The organism is Allobosea sp. OAE752, from assembly GCF_050433265.1.
In the GTDB taxonomy this organism is placed as follows: domain Bacteria; phylum Pseudomonadota; class Alphaproteobacteria; order Rhizobiales; family Beijerinckiaceae; genus Allobosea; species Allobosea spartocytisi.
On record NZ_JBNPXO010000001.1, the window covers coordinates 214,576 to 229,649 of the forward strand.

At 67.7% G+C, this 15,074-nt stretch carries 15 protein-coding genes; 6 read left to right on the plus strand and 9 right to left on the minus strand.

Going from position 1 to position 15,074, the window contains the following annotated elements; genetic code table 11:
- Positions 1-7 precede the first annotated feature (7 nt).
- On the plus strand, positions 8-772 hold the full coding sequence (locus tag GGC47_RS01010) for a hypothetical protein (protein WP_142020401.1): 765 nt from the start codon (positions 8-10) through the stop codon (positions 770-772).
- On the opposite strand, the gene GGC47_RS01015 is transcribed toward GGC47_RS01010, so the two are convergent.
- Positions 773-2,530, minus strand: a complete 1,758-nt coding sequence (locus tag GGC47_RS01015) for a methyl-accepting chemotaxis protein (RefSeq protein WP_162720153.1) — start codon at positions 2,528-2,530, stop codon at positions 773-775.
- Between the two features lie 161 nt (positions 2,531-2,691).
- Between GGC47_RS01015 and solA the strand changes: the two genes are divergently transcribed.
- Together solA and GGC47_RS01025 are read left to right on the plus strand one after the other, a co-directional pair.
- Positions 2,692-3,831, plus strand: a complete 1,140-nt coding sequence (solA, locus tag GGC47_RS01020; RefSeq protein ID WP_142020400.1) for an N-methyl-L-tryptophan oxidase — start codon at positions 2,692-2,694, stop codon at positions 3,829-3,831.
- 23 nt (positions 3,832-3,854) lie between these two features.
- Positions 3,855-4,787, plus strand: coding sequence for a DMT family transporter (locus GGC47_RS01025; protein ID WP_051987756.1), 933 nt, complete (start codon positions 3,855-3,857; stop codon positions 4,785-4,787).
- 147 nt (positions 4,788-4,934) lie between these two features.
- Here the strand turns inward: GGC47_RS01025 and GGC47_RS01030 are convergent, their stop codons facing one another.
- On the minus strand, positions 4,935-5,801 hold the full coding sequence (locus GGC47_RS01030) for an NAD(P)-dependent oxidoreductase (RefSeq protein WP_038361750.1): 867 nt from the start codon (positions 5,799-5,801) through the stop codon (positions 4,935-4,937).
- Positions 5,802-5,939: 138 nt separating this feature from the next.
- On the opposite strand from GGC47_RS01030, the gene map reads away from it, so the two are divergent.
- A complete protein-coding gene (gene map / locus GGC47_RS01035; protein ID WP_142020398.1) occupies positions 5,940-6,692 on the plus strand; it encodes a type I methionyl aminopeptidase in 753 nt (250 codons plus the stop codon).
- A gap of 16 nt (positions 6,693-6,708) precedes the next feature.
- Here the strand turns inward: map and GGC47_RS01040 are convergent, their stop codons facing one another.
- The 4 genes from GGC47_RS01040 to GGC47_RS01055 form a co-directional block, all read right to left on the minus strand.
- A complete protein-coding gene (locus GGC47_RS01040) occupies positions 6,709-7,425 on the minus strand; it encodes an ABC transporter permease (RefSeq protein ID WP_038361746.1) in 717 nt (238 codons plus the stop codon).
- A complete protein-coding gene (locus tag GGC47_RS01045) occupies positions 7,422-8,150 on the minus strand; it encodes an ABC transporter permease (protein ID WP_113253316.1) in 729 nt (242 codons plus the stop codon). The genes GGC47_RS01040 and GGC47_RS01045 overlap by 4 nt, the downstream gene beginning before the upstream one ends.
- A 74-nt stretch (positions 8,151-8,224) precedes the next feature.
- Positions 8,225-8,998, minus strand: a complete 774-nt coding sequence (locus tag GGC47_RS01050; protein ID WP_429066540.1) for a transporter substrate-binding domain-containing protein — start codon at positions 8,996-8,998, stop codon at positions 8,225-8,227.
- Between the two features lie 203 nt (positions 8,999-9,201).
- Positions 9,202-10,416 (minus strand): MFS transporter, encoded by a 1,215-nt coding sequence (locus tag GGC47_RS01055; RefSeq protein WP_038361739.1) that lies wholly within the window; start codon positions 10,414-10,416, stop codon positions 9,202-9,204.
- A gap of 201 nt (positions 10,417-10,617) precedes the next feature.
- Between GGC47_RS01055 and GGC47_RS01060 the strand changes: the two genes are divergently transcribed.
- On the plus strand, positions 10,618-11,295 hold the full coding sequence (locus GGC47_RS01060; RefSeq protein ID WP_429066544.1) for a spermidine synthase: 678 nt from the start codon (positions 10,618-10,620) through the stop codon (positions 11,293-11,295).
- A 6-nt stretch (positions 11,296-11,301) separates the two neighbouring features.
- Here GGC47_RS01060 and GGC47_RS01065 read toward each other — a convergent pair whose 3' ends face one another.
- Genes GGC47_RS01065 through GGC47_RS01075 form a run of 3 tightly spaced genes read right to left on the minus strand, consistent with a single transcriptional unit; the run spans position 11,302 to position 13,680 of the window.
- Positions 11,302-12,078, minus strand: coding sequence for a hypothetical protein (locus GGC47_RS01065; protein WP_162737834.1), 777 nt, complete (start codon positions 12,076-12,078; stop codon positions 11,302-11,304).
- Positions 12,078-13,130: an agmatinase gene (gene speB, locus GGC47_RS01070; protein WP_112764060.1), complete on the minus strand. Its 1,053-nt coding sequence runs from the start codon at positions 13,128-13,130 to the stop codon at positions 12,078-12,080. Before speB ends, GGC47_RS01065 begins: the two co-directional genes overlap by 1 nt.
- A 37-nt stretch (positions 13,131-13,167) precedes the next feature.
- Entirely contained in the window at positions 13,168-13,680 is a 513-nt protein-coding gene (locus tag GGC47_RS01075; RefSeq protein ID WP_038361732.1) for a GNAT family N-acetyltransferase, read from the minus strand.
- Between the two features lie 223 nt (positions 13,681-13,903).
- Between GGC47_RS01075 and GGC47_RS01080 the strand changes: the two genes are divergently transcribed.
- Positions 13,904-14,989: a TRAP transporter substrate-binding protein gene (locus GGC47_RS01080; RefSeq protein ID WP_038361730.1), complete on the plus strand. Its 1,086-nt coding sequence runs from the start codon at positions 13,904-13,906 to the stop codon at positions 14,987-14,989.
- The last annotated feature ends 85 nt before the right edge of the window (positions 14,990-15,074 follow it).

A 15,074-nucleotide genomic window follows, 5' to 3' on the forward strand; every position in this document is an offset into this window, starting at 1 on the left:
CCGACGCATGAAGACTGAGAACTGGGCGATCGTCGCCTCCCTCCTCGCCGGCGTCGCCCTCGTCGGCTTCTTCGCCGCCCCCTCCCTGCTGCGCGGGCCGCCGCGCGACCAGGAGACACTCTGCCCCAAGACCGGCCCGGTCGGGCAGACGCTGATCCTCGTCGACAAGACCGACCCGTGGAGCGAGGTCCAGGCCGGACGCCTCAAGACGCTGGTCAAGCAGATCGGCGATGAATTGCCGGCCGACCGGATGCTCTCGATCTATGTCTTCAATGACGTCTTCGAGCCCGGCTTTCCGGCGCTGATCTCGCTCTGCAATCCCGGCAAGACCGCGAGCGAGCTGATCGGCAACCCGCGCCGCGAATACGTCAAATGGGTCGAGAAGTTCGGCCGTCCGCTCGACGACGCGCTGAAGGTGCTGACCACGCCGGCAAAGGGCAACCAGTCTCCGATCGTCGAGGCGATCGGCGATGTCGTGGCGCGGCGGGAGAACCGGGTCGAGACCGGCGACCGCAAGCTCGTGCTGGTCTCCGACATGCTGCAGAACTCGGGCCAATACACCGTCTTCGGCAATGGCGCCGGCGCGCGCGATCCCGAAAAGCTGCGGCAGCTCCTGGCGAAGGTCTGGCAGAGCTCGGGCGCCGCGAGCTGGGCGCTCAGCGTGCATCAGGTGCAGGGCCTCTACGAGCCCCAGCGCCTCGAACAGGCGGCCACGCTCTGGCAGCAGGCCTTCCGGAAGATGAACGTCGCCGTGAGCTGGGACCGGCTGTAGTCAGAGCCGGTAGGCCGTCCTGACCCCGCCCCAGTGGCGGCCGCGCACCCTGATGGGCGCGCCGATCTCGCTGAACGCTTCCAGCCCGCGGCCGAGATCCTGCAGCGAGCGCTGCACGAGGAAGGGGCGCACCGAACGGCCGAAACTGATGCCGACGCGGTCGTCATAGATGCGCCGGTTGCGGGCATAGGTCGCGTTCCAGCCCGGCTCGCCCCGGCGCGGCGGCAAGGAATGGGCGGCATTGTGGACCGGCACATAGCCGTTGCGGTCGCCGGCGACGGCGAAGGACAGGCGCGCATCGTCGGCGAGGATTTGCGCGAGAACCGGCGGCAGCACGGTTTCCAGCGCGGTCAGGCTCGGGCTCAGATACTGGCGCGGCTCGCTGTCCGCCACGGCGGTATAGCTGGCCTGGAACAGGTCGTCCTCGGTCAACAGGCCGCGATCCAGCGCGGTTTCCATCGCCGCGCCAACCTGCCGGGCAAAGTCCTGGGCGCGCTCGATCAGAGGCCGGTAGGAGCGCTCGATCTCCTCGATGGTCTGCGCCAGCGCGTCGTTGCCGGCGGCGGCCTCGGGCGCGAAGGCGATGTGGAGCCCGTTGTCGCTCACCCCCGTCATGCGGCACGGCAGCGGCGGCAGCCCCTCGATCGTGACGCTGCCGGATGCGCCCGACCAGTGACGCGCCTCCGGCGCATCGGCCAGCAAGGCCCCGCCCCGGCCGAGATCGATGACCTCCCCGGCGATGTCGACATCGCCGACCGAGAGCCAGGCGCGGCGCGCCGCCGGAAACCGGTCATGGCGGCGCCGATCGGCGAAGGCGGCGTGCCGCAGGGTCGGCTTGAACCGGCGCACCATGTTGCCGACGAGGCGGCCGCCGCGCTCGGTGGCGTGACGCACCCGCTCGCTATCCGCCACCGTCGCATGGGCGATGCGGTCGATCTCGTCGGCCTGCCTGGCCACGCCATCGACGAACAAGGCGGTCTCGCGCGCATTGCGGGAGAGCTCGGCGGTCGTCGTCGCCTGCTGCTGCGAGGCGTTGCCGATCAGCCCCACGATCGGGTTGACCTCACGGACGATCTGGAGCGCGTCGTTGACGATCTCGGTCGAGCCCTGCGCGGCCTGCGTCAGGCGGTCGACCCGCGTGCGGATATGCTCGACCGCCTGGCTGACCTCGACCGAGAGCGACTTCACCTCATGGGCGACGACGCCGAAGCCGCGCCCGGCCTCACCGGCACGCGCCGCCTCGATGGCCGCGTTCAATGCCAGCAGATTGGTCTGGCGCGCGATATCCGCGATCGAATCGACGATGCCGCGAATCTCCCCGGTCGCGACCGCCAGCCCGTCGAGCATGATCGTGGCCTCGCTGGCCCGCGACATGGCGGCGTCGAGCTTGCTGCGCACATTGGCGAGCGAGAGATCGACCTCCTCCGCCGCATCCGAAACCTGCTGGCTCGCAGCCGCGAGCGCCGAGGCGTTCTCATTGGCCGAAACCACCGCCAGGCGCATGCCGCCGGCGCTTGCAAGGATCGCCCGGGAATCGCGTTCGAAATCGGCCGAGAGCTGCCCGGCCTCGCCGAGCTCGCGGGTCAGCTTGCCCATCGCTGACAGGATCTCGCTCTCGATATCGTCGACGGCCGCCGAAACGGTTTCGCCATCCGGCACGAAGACTGGCTTTTCGACTTCAGCGGCAGGCGCGACGGGAAGCGCGTCGTATCCGGCGATTTTACCAGCGCCGAACCAGCGCCGAATCCTGCCCGTCATGAGCCCCCCGATCTCACCCTGCGTCATGGGCAAGCTTATTGCGGGCGTCCGTTAACAAAGGCTTCTCGAAATAGCGGAGCGGCTCTGCCGGCCGCGCCATGGACCGGGTCGGCAAGCCCCTGTATGGCTTGGCTTTCCACCTCCCGGTCGAGCCAGAGCCCATGAGCCAGCAAAGCTATGACGTCATTGTCGCCGGCGTCGGCGCCATGGGGTCGGCCGCCTGCTGGCATCTCGCCCGCCGCGGCCTCAAGGTGCTCGGGCTCGAACGCTTCGACCTCGGCCATGCCATGGGCTCCTCGCACGGGCTGAGCCGGATCATCCGCCTCGCCTATTTCGAGGGCTCGCACTATGTGCCGATCGTGCGCCGGGCGCATGAGCTCTGGCGCGAGACGGGGGAGCTGGCGGGGCTGAAGCTGCTGCACGTCACCGGCTCGCTCGATCTGGCGCCGGAAGGCGGCGGGCCGGTCGAATCCTCGCTGCAATCCTGCCTCGACCACGGCCTCAGCCATGAGGTGATCGACGCCGCCGAGGCGATGCGCCGCTTCCCCGGCTTCCAGCTGCCGGCCGGCCATCTCGGCCTGTGGCAGCCGGATGGCGGCTTCGTCGCCTCCGAAAAGGCGATCTACGCCCATGTCGGGCTGGCGCAGGCGCGTGGCGCCGAGATCCGCACCAACGAGCCGCTCATCGACTGGACACCGACGGCGCAGGGCGGCGTGGTGGTGCGCACGGAGCGCGGCACCTACAGCGCCGGGCGGCTCGTCATCACCTCGGGCGGCTGGATCGCGGATGCGGTGCCGGCGCTGACCCGGAACGTCGCCACGGTGAAGCAGGCGATCGGCTGGTTCAGCACGCACCGGCCGGAGCTGTTCCGGGAAGGCGCCTTCCCGGTCTTCATCCTGCATGTCGAGGAGGGCAGCTTCTACGGCTTCCCGCTCTACGAGCATCCCGGCTTCAAGCTCGGCGGGCCGCATTTCGGCCGCGAGCCGATGGACCCGCGCGATCAGGACCGGACACCGAGCGAGACGCAGGTCAGGCTCATCCGCGAATGCCTCGCACGCTATATCCCCGACGCTGCCGGCGAGCCGCTGACCCTGAAGGGCTGCGTCTACACCGTCTCGCCGGACGAGGACTTCATCATCGACACGGTGCCGGGCGTGCCGCAGGCCGTCTTCGCCTCAGCCTGCTCCGGCCACGGCTTCAAATTCGCCAGCGCCATCGGCGAGATCCTCGCCGATCTGTCGACGAGCGGCCATTCGCCCTTCGACCTCGCCCCCTTCTCGCTTTCCCGCTTCGACGCGTAAGCACATCCCGACAGGACAACGCCTTGGCCAGCGCAGCCGACAACCGCCGGGGCATCGCCTTCATGCTCGCGGCGGTGACGCTCTTCGTCTGTAACGACACGTTCATGAAGCTCGCGCGCGAGGTCTATCCGCCGGGACAGGCGCTGGCCTTGCGAGCCGCTTTCGCGCTGCTGATCGGCATCGCGCTGGTCTTCGCCGCCGGCGAAGGCGACCGCCTGACGATGGCGCTCAAGCCGCATGTGGTGCTGCGCGGCCTGCTGGAGGCCGGTGGCGCCCTGACCTTCAGCTGGTCGCTCGGGCTCCTGCCCCTCGCGACCATCACGACGATCAACATGGCGACTCCGCTGATCATCGTGGCACTGGCCGTGGCACTGCGGATCGAGGCCGTCGGCTGGCGACGCACGCTGGCGCTGCTCGTCGGCTTCGTCGGCGTTCTCATCGTCGTGCGGCCGGGGACCGATACCTTCAGCGCCGCGACCATCGTCGCCCTGATCAGCGTCCTGCTGACGGCTTGCCGTGACCTCACCACCCGCACGATCGGCGCGGAAGTGCCCTCGACCGTCGTGTCGCTGACCACGACGATCCTCGTCGGCCTTGTCGCCGCGGGCTACGGGCTGACGGAGATCTGGCAACCGCTCTGGCGCATCGAGCTCGTCTATCTGCTGCTGGCCGCGCTGCTGGTGACGCTGGGCACCTTCTGCATCATCTCGGCCTTCCGCCGCGCCGATGTCGGCGTGATCTCGCAGTATCGCTATGCGGCGGTCGTGCTGGCGGTCCTCAGCGGATATCTCGTCTGGGGCGATGTGCCGGACCTGATTGCCGTCCTCGGCATGGTCCTGATCGTGGCCAGCGGCCTCTACACCATGCATCGGCAGCGGGTGAAGCCGGATTCCAATCTCAAGATCGATCGCAAACAGGCGGTCGCGACCTCGGCGGATATGAAGACGGGTCCTTAGAGCAGGATGCGAAAAGTGGGAACCGGCTTTTCGCATGAATCCTTCTCTAACTCTTTGATAAGAGACGGATTCAGATTTCAGATGGAATCACCCTGTGTTTCCGTCTGAAATCATCCGGCTCTGAGGGCAGCCGCCACGGCTTTCCACTCAGCCCTCCAGCCGCGCGATCAGGCTGGAGGTGTCCCAGCGCCGGCCGCCGAGCTTCTGCACCTCGGCATAGAACTGGTCGACCAGCGCCGTGACCGGAAGCTGCGCGCCGTTGCGGCGGGCCTCGTCGAGCACGATGCCGAGATCCTTGCGCATCCAGTCGACGGCGAAGCCGAAGTCGAACTTGTTCTGGTTCATGGTCTTGCCGCGGTTCTCCATCTGCCAGGAGCCGGCGGCGCCCTTGGAGATCACCTCCAGCATCGTCTCGACATCCAGGCCCGCGCGCTTGGCGAAGTGGACGCCTTCCGACAGCGCCTGGACGAGGCCGGCGATGCAGATCTGGTTGACCATCTTGGTGAGCTGACCGGAACCGGCGGGGCCCATCAGCCGGCACATGCGGGCGAAGCTCGCGATGACCGGCTCGGCGCGGGCGTAAGCCTCGGGCTCGCCGCCGCACATCACCGTCAGCACGCCGTTCTCGGCACCGGCCTGGCCGCCGGAGACCGGGGCGTCGATGAAGGCGAAGCCGCCCTGCTTCGCGGCCTCGTCGAGCTCGCGCGCGACATTGGCCGAGGCGGTGGTGTGATCGACGAAGACTGCTCCCTTCTCCATGCCGGAGAAGGCGCCGTTCTCAGCCGTCGTCACCGAGCGCAAATCATCGTCATTGCCGACGCAGCAGAAGACGAACTCCTGGCCCTTCGCCGCATCGGCGGGGGTCGCGGCCGAAACACCGCCATGCTGGGCGACCCACGCTTGCGCCTTCGTCGGGTTGCGGTTGTAGACGGTGACCTCATGGCCCTTGGCCTTGAGATGGCCCGCCATGGGGTATCCCATCACGCCGAGACCGATGAACGCGACTTTGGCCATGAGCTGCTCCCGTTGTCCTTTTCCGAAGATCGTCACGCTTTAGCGCGCGGTTGCCGAGGCGGGAAGGCGGATGCGCGCCAGCCGCCCATGCGGCTTTTCCCGTTGCGGCCGGGCGGGTGGCAGCTTAGCTCAGGTTCCATGACCATTTCGAACGACGACGAACTGCAGGCGCTCAAGGAGATCGGCGCGATCGTGGCGCGTGCTCTCGCCGCCATGGGCAAGGCGCTCGAGCCCGGCATGACCACCGCGGAACTCGACGCGATCGGCCGCGATGTCCTCGAACGGCAAGGCGCCCGGCCCGCTCCGGAATTCGCCTATGGCTTCCCCGGCGCCACCTGCATCAGCGTCAACGAGGAGATCGCCCACGGCATTCCCGGCGAGCGGTGCATCCTGGCCGGCGATCTCGTCAATATCGACGTCTCGGCGGAAAAGGACGGCTTCTTCGCCGATACCGGCGCGTCCTTCGCCGTGCCGCCGGTCAGGCCCAAGCTGGAGCGCCTGTGCCGCGACGGCCGGCGCGCGCTCTGGGCGGGCATCGGGCAGGTCGGCGCGGGCAAGCCGCTCGCCGGCATCGGCCAGGCGGTGGGGCGCTTCGCCGAGAAGAACGGCTATACGCTGGTGCGCAACCTGGCGAGCCATGGCTGCGGCCGCTCCCTCCATGAGGAGCCGACGGAGATCGCGACCTGGCCCGACCGGCGCGAGCGCCGGACCATGACGAACGGGCTCGTCTTCACCGTCGAGCCATTCCTGTCGCTGGGCGCCGATTGGGCGGAACAGGGCGACGGCGATCGCTGGACGCTCTACAGCGAGCCCTGCGCGCCCACCGTCCAGTACGAGCACACCGTCGTCGCGACCCCGCGCGGCGCCGTCGTCCTGACGCTGCCGGGCTGAGGACGGCTAAAAGTTCTCAGCGCAGCGCCAGATGCCGGCTGAGCCTGAGCTCGATCCGATCCCAGACGCGCCGGATGATCTCGACCAGCGTCAGATAGATCAGCGCCGCATAGAGATAGATCGAGAGGTCGAAGGAGCGCGCGAAGGCCAGCCGCGTCGCGCCCATCAGGTCGAACAGCGTGACCAGCGAGGCGACGGCGCTGGACTTGATCATCACGATCAATTCGTTGCCGAGCGGGCGCAGAGCCAGGATCATCGCCTGCGGCAGGATGACGAGGCGCAAGGTCGCCCAGCGATGCAGGCCGAGCGAGGCGGCCCCCTCGAACTGACCGCGCGGAATGGACTGGATGGCGCCGCGCAGGATCTCCGCCTGATAGGCGGCCGTGTTCACCGTGAAGGTCAGGGCCGCGCAATAGAACGGATCGCGGAAGAACCACCACAGCCCGGTGTCCTGCCAGAAGAGGCGGAACTGGCCGAGGCCGTAATAGACCAGGAAGAGCTGGCAGAGCAGCGGCGTGCCGCGGAAAAAGGTGGTGTAGCCGTTGACTGCCGCCTGCGCCCAGCGCGGCCCATAAAGCCGGGCGATGGCGAGGCCGAGCGCCATCACGAAACCGATCAGCACGGAGATCACCACCAGCTCGACCGTGATCCAGAGCCCGGACGCCATGCGACAGCCGTAGTTCTGCAAAACCTCGCTGCCGACGAGCCAGCCGGGATATTCGCACCAGTTCATCGCGTCGCGCCCCCGAAGGCGGCGAAGCCGCGATTGGCGCGCCGCTCCATCCGGTCGACCACCCTGGCCGAGATCAGCGAGAAGAAGAGATAGATCAGGATCGCCGCGCCGAAGAACAGGAACGGCTCCTTGGTCACGACATTGGCGCGGGTGGTGATGAACATGATGTCCGGCAGGGTGATGACCGAGACGAGCGAGGTTTCCTTGAGCAGCACCATCCAGTTGTTGCCGAGCCCCGGCAGCGCGACTCGGATGAGCTGCGGCAGCACCACGAGGCGGAAGGCCTGCGCCTTGCTGAGGCCGAGCGCCGCGGCGGCTTCGCGCTGGCCCCTCTGGATCGAGTTCAAGGCGCCGACCCAGACCTCGCTGGAGAAGGCCGAGAGCACGACGCCCAGCGCGACCATGCCGGCGACGAAGGGCGGCATGCTGAACGAACCCGGCAGGCCCAGATACTGCCAGAGGTGCTGGAGCAGGAGCTGCACGCCGAAATAGATGATGTAGAGCGTCAACAGCTCGGGCACGCCCCGGAAGATCGTCGTGTAGAGCGTGGCCATGCCACGCAGCACGGCGTTGTCGGAGCGCTTGCCGAGAGCGACGAGGAGGCCCAGGGCAAGGCCGAAAGGCAGCGTCGCGAGCGCGATCGAGATGGTGATGCCGGCGCCCTGCAGAAGCGCCAGCCCCCAGCCGCCATCGCCGAAGCCGAGCAGGGCGAGTTTATCGAGCATGTGGATGCCGGGGCTGGAGAACAGCAAGCCCGCCGGCCCGACCGGGCCGGCGGAAACGATTCACGAGGATCGGCTCACTCGTATTTGAACCACTTATCCTCGAGCTTCTTGTGCGAGCCGTCGGCCATGGTCTCGGCAATCGCCTTGCTGATCATCTCCTTCAGGGCCACGTCGGATTTGCGCACCGCACCCGCGACACCGGGGCCATGGATGGCGTCGTCGCGCTTCACCTCGGCGATCTTGCGGCAGCAATCCTTGCCTTTGCCCTTGAGGAAATCGGCGAGCGCCAGCGCATCGGCGACGATGTAGTCGAGGCGGCCGTTGAGCAGGTCGAGATTGGCCTCTTCCTGCGTCGGATAGAGGCGGATGTCGGAATCCTTGTAGAATTTCTCGAGGAAGTTGGCGTGGATGGTCGAGCCCTGCGCGCCGACCGACTTGCCCTTGAGGGCGGCCGGCGAGACATCGTCCGACTTGATGGTCTTCGGGCCGATCATCCAGATCGGCGTCTTGCTGTAGACCGCCGTGAAATCGACCTGCTTCTTGCGCTCGTCGGTCGCGTTCATGCCGGCAAAGATGACGTCGTATTTATTGGCCTGCAGCGCGGGGATGATGCCGTCCCAGTCCTGCACCACCCAGGTGCATTTCACCTTCATCTTCTCGCAGAGCAGGTTGCCGTAGTCGATCTCGAAGCCCTCGAGCTCCTTCTTCGCATTCAGGTTGTTGTAGGGCGGGTAGGCGCCCTCCGTGCCGATGCGGATCTCCTTCCACTCCTTGGCCTGCGCCAGTGCGCCGGTGGCGCCCACGACGGTGAGCGCTGCCGCGGCGATGAAACGAACGAAACTCTTCATGGTGCCTCCCGCAGGTTGAACGGCCGGGTGTTCCCTCTTCCCGGCCGCACCTTGTGCCTACAGATTGGGCGAAGTCTCACCGCAGCCGCAAGTGGGCAGACGCAGCTTTTCCAGGCGGCCCCGCCGAAATTTATCGCAGGGTAAACCGCTGATCCGATTGGGCAAAAGGCGCGAGGCCCGCAGGCCTGCTGCGAAAGTCGATCTCAGCGCCGGCGCGACAGGCGGTCGTCGAGCAGCGAAACGCCCCAGATCGCGATGCCCCCGAGCGCGAGCGCGGCGCCGACCCAGCCGGTCGAGGTCCAGCCATAACCCGCGGCGATCGCCATGCCGCCGAGCCAAGGCCCGAGCGCGTTGGCCGTGTTGAAGGCGCTGTGGTTGAGGGCGGCGGCCAGCGTCTGCGCGTCCTCGGCCACATCCATCAATCGCGTCTGCAGCATCGCGCCGAGGCCGCCGCCGCTGCCGATCATGAAGACGACCAGCGAGACGGCCCAGATGTTGCCGGCGGCGAAGGGGAAGGCGGCGAGCCAGACCGCGCTCCAGAGCAGGAGCCCGCCGATCGAGGGCATCAATGCCCGGTCGGCAGCCCAGCCGGCGAAAAGCGTGCCGACGGTGAGGCCGACGCCGAAGACCGACAACACAACGGGAACGACGACGGGCGAGACCTGCGTCACCGCCATCAGGGTCGAGGCGACATAGGTGTAGACCGCGAAGAGGCCGCCGAAGCCGATGGCGCCGATGCCGAGCGTCAGCCAGACCTGCCGGCGCTTCAGCGCACCGAGCTCGCGCAAGGGGCTCGCGCCCGGCTGCACGCTGTCGCGCGGCGCATAGAGGGCGACCAGGAGCACGGTCAGCAGCGCCAGCACCGCGACGATGCCAAAGCCGGTCCGCCAGCCCAGCGCCTGCCCCATCCAGCTCGCGACCGGCACGCCAAGAATCGTCGCGATGGTGAGCCCCAGCATGACCCGCGCCACGGATTGCGCCCGGCGATTGGGCGCCGAGAGCGAGGCCGCGACCAGCGCCGCCACGCCGAAATAGGCGCCATGCGGCAGGCCGCTGAGGAACCGGAAGAACAGCATCCAGTGATAGCTCGGCGCGAGCGCGCTCAGGAGATTGCCGAGAGCGAAGAGGCCCATCAGCGCGATCAGCAGGGTGCGCCGCGGGATCCGCGCCGCCAGAACCGCGATCAGGGGCGCGCCGACGACCACGCCCAGCGCATAGATGCTGATGACATGCCCCGCGGTCGGCTCGTCGATGCCGAGCCCGGCCGCGAAATAGGGCAGCAGGCTCATCGAGGCGAATTCGGTCGTGCCGATGGCGAAACCGCCCATGGCGAGCGCGAACAGCACCAGCCCGGCCGGAGTGGCGGCCGTGACAGGCGCAGAAACATTCAGGCTGCGATCATTCGCGGCGAGAGACATAGCGAAGGCTTTCGGCAAAGGGAGAGCAGGCGCATGCTGCGCTGCAGCATCAGATAGCCATGTCTTGTGCGCCACAGCAACTGCCGAGATGGTCGAGAGCCATGACGGAGGCGCATATCGCCCGATGACCGCCCCCGATGCCTCGCCAGCCGCCCCGTCCGGGCTATAAGGCTCCATCGCCAACCCGACCGCGAGAGCCTCATGCTGCCCTGGACCGTGCTCGACACCGCCGCTCTTCCCGACGGCAGCGGCACCTTGCGGCTGAAGCAGCGCGGCAGCGAGTTCTCGATCATGCTCGGCAGCAACGAGCTGATGAACAGCCGCCTCAGCGGCTCGGAGGAGGCGCTGGCGCGGCTCGTCTGCGAGCGTCTCGCGCCGCGGCCCCGCCCGTCCCTGCTCATCGGCGGGCTCGGCATGGGCTTCACCCTGCGGGCGGCGCTCGCCGCCTTGCCGGGCGAGGCGACGGTCGAGGTCGCCGAGCTCATTCCCGCCGTCGCCGCCTGGGCGAAGGGGCCGATGGCGCCGGTCTTCGCGGGCTGTCTCGACGATTCGCGCGTCACGCTGACGGTCGAAGACGTCATGGCGGTGATCGCGGCGGGGACAGCGCGCTATGACGGCATCCTGCTCGATGTCGACAACGGCCCGGAGGGGCTGACCGTCGCCGCCAATGACCGCCTCTACGGCGCAACCGGTCTCGGCATCGCCAAGGCGTCCTTACGGCCGGGCGGCGTGCTCGCGGTCTGGTCGTCGGGACCGGACCACGGCTTCACCCGCCGGCTGCGCGCGGCCGGCTTCGCGACGGAGGAGGTCACGGTGCGGGCGAGCCGCACCGGGCGCGGCGCGCGCCATGTGATCTGGCTCGCGACGCGCCCGGCGTAGAAGCCTTCACTCCAGACGACAGAGCCCGTTGCAGGGCGCGCTGGTCGCCGTCGCGATGAAGGCGCTGACGGCCTTCTCGGCAGCCGGCTTCAGGGAAGGCCGGGCGGCCTGCAGCGCGGTGACCAAAGCCGTGCGGTCCGGCGGGGCGATGCCGGCCACAATGCCCGCCGCGTTATCGGCCAGGCTGCGCGCGATCAGGGTCTGGTTGGCCTCGCGCAGCGCCGGATTGCGCAGCGCCAGAGCGACGCCGGTGATGATCTCCTGCAGGCCGAGCCGCATCTGACGCAGCCCCTGGAAGCGGGCATCGGTCTTCTCGTCCTGCGACAGATTGGCACCGAAATTGTTGATCGCCTCCAGGGAGGCCGAGACCGCCTTCAGCAGGAAGGCATGCGAATGGGCGAGCTCGTCCTGATACTCGACCACGTTGCGGGCGGTATCCGGCGGCGTCTTGCCGGGAGCGGGCGAATACAGCGTGTAGGCCTGCAGGATCCGCGTCTGCTGCTGCACGATGTTGAGCAGAGCGGGGATGTCGGCCCCCGTATAGGGAGCCTTGCCGAGAATCGCGCTCTCGTTCCAGACATCCTCCAGCACCTTGCGGGCGACCGGATCAGAGAGCCGCGGCAGGCTCGTCTTGCCCGGCTCGACCCGCATCATGCTTTCGACGGCGGCCACGGACGCTTCGATATAGGCCGCACCATTGGCGGGCACTTCCGCACGGGCGGCGAAGCCGATCAGGCAAAGCCCGGCCACAGCGGAAAGCTGCGCCATCGAAGGTCGTTTCATCATGGTCTTCCTTTTCCAGCAGCGCGCGCTTCCGCGATCAGGCAGAGCTCGGTGAAGAGCACCTGCGCCGCGCACTGCGCCGTGTTGCTCGTGGCATCGTATTGCGGCGCGACCTCGACGACATCGGCCGCAACGATGTTTCGTCCCTTCAGCCCGCGCAGGATCGCCAGCGCCTCGCGCGGCGTCAGGCCGCCGACCTCCGGCGTGCCGGTGCCGGGCGCGAAGGCGGGGTCGAGCGAATCGACATCGAAGGAAACATAGGTCGGCCCGTCGCCGATGACGGCGAGCGCCCTGGCGATCACGGCCTCGATCCCGAGATCGTCGACCTCATTGGCGTGGATCACGGTCATGCCCGACTCGTAGGAGAACTCCCAGAGATATTCGGCGCCGCCGCGGATGCCGATCTGGATCACGCGCTCGGGATCGAGCACGCCGTCGAGCACCGCCTGCCGGAAGGGGCCGCCATGGTGGAATTTCGAGCCCTCATAGGGTCCCGACGTATCGCAATGGGCGTCGATATGGACCATGCCGACCGGGCGCTTGGCCCCCACGGCCTTCAGGATCGGATAGGTGATGGAATGGTCGCCGCCGACGGCAAGCGTGGAGACGCCGGCCTCGACGATGCTGCGGAAGGTCGCCTCGATGTCCTCGTGGCAGCTTTCCAGCGAATAGCGCGAGCGGAAGGGCACATCGCCGATATCCGCCACCTTGACCATGCCCAGCGGCGCCGTGCCCAGCACATGGTCCATCGGCCCGATGCGCTCGACGGCCCTGACCGCACGGGGCCCGAGCCGCGTGCCGGCCCGGTTGGTCACGCCCAGATCCATCGGCAGGCCGATAATCGCGACATCGAGGCCACCGAGATCCGGCTTGCCCAGCGCATCCGGCCGGTACGGGGCGCCGATGAAGGTCGCGACATCGGCGAAAGGCCATTTGCGCCGGTCGCCCTGGAACTGGTCGGCGGCAACCTTGGCAAAGCGCGGATCATGGATATCGCCGCCGCCTGCCCCGGCATAGCGAGCCCTGAGCCGCCCGAGCTTGTCCTGATCCATGAGACCCTCTCCCTTGCCGCCTGTCCGGTCCCGCCGCTCACCCGGCCGGGCGCTCGAGCATCGTGACCGTCGCGTCGTGATAGCAGGCCGAGCCGAAGGGCGTGTAGCCCAGTTTGGCGGCAACCCGCATCGATCCCAGATTTTCCGGCGCGATGATGCAGACGGTGCGCGACGCGCCGACGACGCGCCCGAACCAGTCATGGGACGCCAAGGCGGCCTCGGTCGCATAGCCCCTGCCCTGCGCCTCGCGCGTGAAGACCCAGCCCGCCTCGGGGAATGGGTCGAACCGCTCGCCGAGGCCGCGATGGGCCTGCATCAGCCCGGCCTCACCGACGAGACGGCCGCTCGCCTTCTCGACCACGGCGAAGAAGCCGTAGCCGAGCAAGGCCCAGTTGCCGGCGCTGCGCGTCAATCGCTGCCAGGCCTCCTCGCGCGACAGCGCCTTGCCGCCGATGAAGCGGACGACCTCGGGGTCCGAGCGCATGGCGTGAATGGGATCGAGATCCTCGCGAGAGGGCCGGCGCAGCAGCAATCGTTCCGTCTCGATCATCGCGCCCTTAAAGCAGCCGCGGCGCCCATGGCCAAGCCTTGAAAAACAGGGCCTCCCATGCCCTGTTCAGGCCGGACTTTAGCCGAAAGTCTCAGTCCCAACGGTTGAATCCCCTCGCGATTCATGCAGCGATTGCGTTAGAACCCCGGCGCATGTTCGGCATGTGTCGCCGTCGCGTCCACATAAGCTCGAAAAACCGAGTGCCTTCCGAGGAGATGTCCCCATGAAGCGTCGTCAGTTCATCCAGACCGCGGCAGCGGGTGCCGCGGCCACCGCCGTCGCCATGCCGGCGGTGGCGCAGTCCAATCCAGAGGTGAAGTGGCGTCTGGCCTCGTCCTTCCCGAAGTCGCTCGACACGATCTATGGCGGCGCCGAGGTCATGGCCAAGATGGTCTCCGACCTGACGGACGGAAAGTTCCAGATCCAGGTCTTCGCCGCGGGCGAGATCGTCCCGGCCCTGCAGGCGCTCGACGCGGTCAGCAACAACACCGTCGAGATGTGCCACACCGTCTCGTATTACTATGTCGGCAAGGATCCGACCTTCGCGATCGCCGCCTCGGTGCCGTTCGGCCTCAACGCCCGCCAGCAGAACGCCTGGCTGTTCCAGCATGGCGGCAACGAGCTGTTCAACGAGTTCTACAAGAAGTTCAACGCCTACGGCCTGCCCTGCGGCAACACCGGCGCGCAGATGGGCGGCTGGTTCCGCAAGGAGATCAAGACGACGGCCGACCTGCAGGGCCTGAAGATGCGCATCGGCGGCATCGCCGGCTCCGTGCTGCAGAAGCTCGGCGTCGTGCCGCAGCAGCTCGGCGGCGGCGACATCTACCCGGCGCTGGAAAAGGGCACGATCGACGGCGCCGAGTGGGTCGGCCCCTATGACGACGAGAAGCTCGGCTTCGCCAAGGTCGCACCCTACTACTACTATCCGGGCTTCTGGGAGGGCGGGCCGACCGTCCACGCCTTCGTTAACTTGGAGAAATGGAATTCGCTGCCGAAGACCTATCAGGCCGCGCTGACCGCCGCCTGCACCTATGCCAACACGCAGATGGCCGCGAAATACGACGTGGTGAACCCGCCGGCGCTGAAGCGCCTCGTGGCCGCCGGCACGCAGCTTCGCCCTTTCCCGCAGGACGTGATGGAAGCGAGCCTCAAGGCCTCGAACGAGCTCTATTCGGAAATCTCGGCCAAGAACCCGGACTTCAAGAAGGCGATCGAGGCGATGGCCGCCTTCCGCTCCGACCAGTATCTGTGGTGGCAGATCGCCGAACTCACCTTCGACGTCTTCCAGGTGCGCACCCGCGCCCGCTGAGCCTTCCGCTCGGGAGCCCTGCCCGCGACGTCAAAGCCCGGCTTCGGCCGGGCTTTTTCGTTTTTGTTCCACTTCTTCCCACAGG

What these genes read in the sequence shown, in the direction of transcription:
- GGC47_RS01010 (WP_142020401.1), top strand. Translation starts at nt 8, where the DNA reads ATGAAGACTGAGAACTGGGCGATCGTCGCCTCCCTCCTCGCCGGCGTC.
- GGC47_RS01015 (WP_162720153.1), bottom strand. Translation starts at nt 2,530, where the DNA reads ATGACGGGCAGGATTCGGCGCTGGTTCGGCGCTGGTAAAATCGCCGGA.
- solA (WP_142020400.1), top strand. Translation starts at nt 2,692, where the DNA reads ATGAGCCAGCAAAGCTATGACGTCATTGTCGCCGGCGTCGGCGCCATG.
- GGC47_RS01030 (WP_038361750.1), bottom strand. Translation starts at nt 5,801, where the DNA reads ATGGCCAAAGTCGCGTTCATCGGTCTCGGCGTGATGGGATACCCCATG.
- map (WP_142020398.1), top strand. Translation starts at nt 5,940, where the DNA reads ATGACCATTTCGAACGACGACGAACTGCAGGCGCTCAAGGAGATCGGC.
- GGC47_RS01040 (WP_038361746.1), bottom strand. Translation starts at nt 7,425, where the DNA reads ATGAACTGGTGCGAATATCCCGGCTGGCTCGTCGGCAGCGAGGTTTTG.
- GGC47_RS01045 (WP_113253316.1), bottom strand. Translation starts at nt 8,150, where the DNA reads ATGCTCGATAAACTCGCCCTGCTCGGCTTCGGCGATGGCGGCTGGGGG.
- GGC47_RS01050 (WP_429066540.1), bottom strand. Translation starts at nt 8,998, where the DNA reads ATGAAGAGTTTCGTTCGTTTCATCGCCGCGGCAGCGCTCACCGTCGTG.
- GGC47_RS01055 (WP_038361739.1), bottom strand. Translation starts at nt 10,416, where the DNA reads ATGTCTCTCGCCGCGAATGATCGCAGCCTGAATGTTTCTGCGCCTGTC.
- GGC47_RS01060 (WP_429066544.1), top strand. Translation starts at nt 10,618, where the DNA reads ATGCTGCCCTGGACCGTGCTCGACACCGCCGCTCTTCCCGACGGCAGC.
- GGC47_RS01065 (WP_162737834.1), bottom strand. Translation starts at nt 12,078, where the DNA reads ATGAAACGACCTTCGATGGCGCAGCTTTCCGCTGTGGCCGGGCTTTGC.
- speB (WP_112764060.1), bottom strand. Translation starts at nt 13,130, where the DNA reads ATGGATCAGGACAAGCTCGGGCGGCTCAGGGCTCGCTATGCCGGGGCA.
- GGC47_RS01075 (WP_038361732.1), bottom strand. Translation starts at nt 13,680, where the DNA reads ATGATCGAGACGGAACGATTGCTGCTGCGCCGGCCCTCTCGCGAGGAT.
- GGC47_RS01080 (WP_038361730.1), top strand. Translation starts at nt 13,904, where the DNA reads ATGAAGCGTCGTCAGTTCATCCAGACCGCGGCAGCGGGTGCCGCGGCC.